We start from the raw sequence: 2,728 nt of genomic DNA, 5'->3' as shown, positions 1-2,728 counted from the left end.
GTCTCGAAATTTCATCGCGATGCCGTCGCTACAGGTTTCCAGACAAAAAGATCCTTTTAATTCTATTTTATCTTCCAGGTTATATTCGCCAATCATACTTTGCAGTTTAGGTAAAACTTCATAAACTCCGAGTTGATGGCAAGCGGAACCCATACATAAATACAGATTCTCTTTTTTCATGGTCTATCTCTCCTTTTAGGTAGAGAATTTCGGTTGGGTTGAATTAACAAAACCCAACCAAAATTTTCAACTTTCTATTGCCGATCGACTTCAGCAACAACTGTTCCATCTGCTGCAATTAATTCGATATGCAGAGGCATTTGTCCGGCTGCGTGAGTGGAACAACTCAAGCAGGGATCGAAGGCGCGAATGCCAGCTTCGACGCGGTTTAACATTCCTTCCGGAATTTCATTGCCGTGGATATAATGCTTAGCAATTTGAGTTACGGTTTTATTCATCGCCAGGTTATTTTGTCCGGTGGCGATAATCAGGTTGACTTTTTTAATCAAGCCATTTTCATCTACCTGATAGTGGTGGAACAGGGTGCCTCGCGGTGCTTCGCTGACTCCCACAGCATCCAAATTGTTAATACCGGCATCGGCGCGGACTCGCTTGGAAACAACGTCGGGATCGTCCACCAACTGTTCGATTTTTTCAATGGCGGCGAGAATTTCTACCAATCTGGCATAGTGATAGAAGAAGGAAGAGGTAGGAACTCCACCAGCGCGATCGCGCATTTCTTGCAACTCGCGATCGGCTGCTTCTGTACCAATATTATTGCAAATATTTAGCCTTGCTAATGGCCCTACCCGATAAATTCCATCTGGATATCCTAAAGGTTTGTAGTAAGGGAATTTCAGATAAGACCAAGATTCTACAGCTTCGCCCAAAAATTCTTTGTAGTCATCTTCACTGAGATTATCGGCAACAATATTGCCATTGCTATCGGTAAAACGCAGGTGTCCGCCGTAGTGTTCCCATTCCCCATTTTTGCCCACTAAACCCATGAATAAAGAGGGGAAATTCCCGAATTCTTGCACTTCCGTGGTGAAGCGATCGAGCATATTTTTGAACAAATCGAGGGCGGCTTTAGTTGTCGTGCGAGATTCCGGAAGTCGATCGCGTATCCAGGCGCGTCCTTCTTCCGAAAGAGGCGATCGCACACCGCCAGGAACTGACCACGCCGCGTGAATTTTCTTACCCCCCAGCAATTCAATAATCTTCTGTCCGAATTGCCGCAAGCGAATACCAGCCCTAGCCAAATCCGGGTCAGCCTCAATCAAACCAAACACATTTCTTTTGGCCGGATCGCTATCCCAACCTAACAGAAAATCCGGACTGCTGAGATGGAAGAAACTCAGGGCGTGCGATTGCGTAAACTGCGCCAAATTCATCATCCGCCGCAATTTATCAGCAGCGGGGGGAATTTTTACAGCCAAAATTTTATCTCCCGTTTTTGCCGATGCCAACAAGTGACTGACCGGACAAATACCGCAAATTCTCGCTGTGATTCCCGCCATTTCCCACATCGGTCTGCCTTCGCAGAATTTCTCGAATCCGCGAAATTCAACAACGTGGAAACGCGCATCGGATACTTCACCAGCATCATCTAAATAAACAGAAATTTTAGCATGACCTTCTATTCTAGTAACAGGATCGATAACGATAGTCTTCGACATGGGATTCACCTTGTTTATAACAATTTTGAATTGATGATTTTCTTTGTTATTAAATTTCACCTAGCCATCAATTCAGATAAGCGATGATTGACCAATTCCAAGAAGCGCCAAGTAATTAGTAATTGCGCGAACTGGGTTGCAGATACTTGTTCGTGAGCCTGTAAATCCGGGATATTTTGCGTTGACAGTCCTTCCTCCAACGGAATACCTGTATAGGCGACAATTTGTTTTTCTAAAGTGGCGATCGTATCCTGAGATAGCACACCGTCGATGTGAATAATCATCACCTTTCTTCCCCAATAAGTACAGGGAACCGCAGCTAACATGAAAGGCGGCTGGTTAGCTTCCAACATGGCGGCAAAGTCAAAAGGTAGCGGCAAACTTGGCAGCGAAACTTGTCCTGGTTCGACAATCAATTCCACTTTGTAGCAGTTAGCTGGCAGATTCCCCGTAAACTCATGGCGGGAGAACTCCTTCAGGTGACTGGGAAAGATTTTGATAACTACATTGGCATTGGTTTTTTGGAAATCAATCCATCTTTTGTAAGCGGCTTCCCGCTTGAGCATTTCCTCAGTTAAAGCTTCGGCTAGATGACCGCGTTTTTTGACATCTCGCTCATACTTCCACTGCCATTTTACATCATGATCGGGGTCTACATAAATACTGAAATCCAGTAAAGGCAAAATTTCTGGATAAAGGGCGTGCAATCCTTCTACAACTACAATGGGAGATGGCGCGAGATGTACTGGCGAATCGAATTTACCAGTACCGTGATTGTAAATTGGTACTTCTATGGATTTGGCTTGTTTGAGAAGTGCCAAATGCGATCGCAGCAAATCTAAATGATTGGCTTCCGGATCGAGGGGTAAACGACCGCTAATGCGCCGCTGTTCCCGATCTTCTTTGTGATACCCATCCATTTCAATGGTACTAACTAAGTCGGTGCCCAAAAGCCGCCTAATTCCATTGCTGTAAGTGGATTTACCGCTACCGCTATCGCCAGCAACGCCGATAATAATGGGCTCTTTTAGCTGCGCGATTTGCGATCG

3 protein-coding genes are annotated in these 2,728 nt (G+C 45.1%); all 3 read right to left on the bottom strand.

Going from position 1 to position 2,728, the window contains the following annotated elements; all coding sequences use genetic code 11:
* A partial coding sequence (locus tag H6S82_RS27920) for a (2Fe-2S) ferredoxin domain-containing protein (protein ID WP_191057085.1) occupies window positions 1-180 on the bottom strand: 180 nt, incomplete at its 3' end.
* A 74-nt stretch (window positions 181-254) separates the two neighbouring features.
* Window positions 255-1,679, bottom strand: coding sequence for a Ni/Fe hydrogenase subunit alpha (locus tag H6S82_RS27915; protein ID WP_190465362.1), 1,425 nt, complete (start codon window positions 1,677-1,679; stop codon window positions 255-257).
* Between the two features lie 56 nt (window positions 1,680-1,735).
* Window positions 1,736-2,728, bottom strand: a 993-nt coding sequence (locus H6S82_RS27910; protein WP_191057084.1) for a phosphoribulokinase, incomplete at its 5' end; no start/stop codon positions are given.

Source organism: Planktothrix sp. FACHB-1355, from assembly GCF_014748295.1.
GTDB classification, from domain to species: Bacteria; Cyanobacteriota; Cyanobacteriia; order Cyanobacteriales; family Aerosakkonemataceae; genus Aerosakkonema; species Aerosakkonema funiforme_A.
Note: the sequence above shows the minus strand (reverse complement) of the source record. Positions and strands in the feature narration are given on the sequence as shown.

Excerpts from the sequence above, each read along its gene's own strand:
- H6S82_RS27915 (WP_190465362.1), bottom strand. The coding sequence starts at position 1,679 with ATGTCGAAGACTATCGTTATCGATCCTGTTACTAGAATAGAAGGTCAT.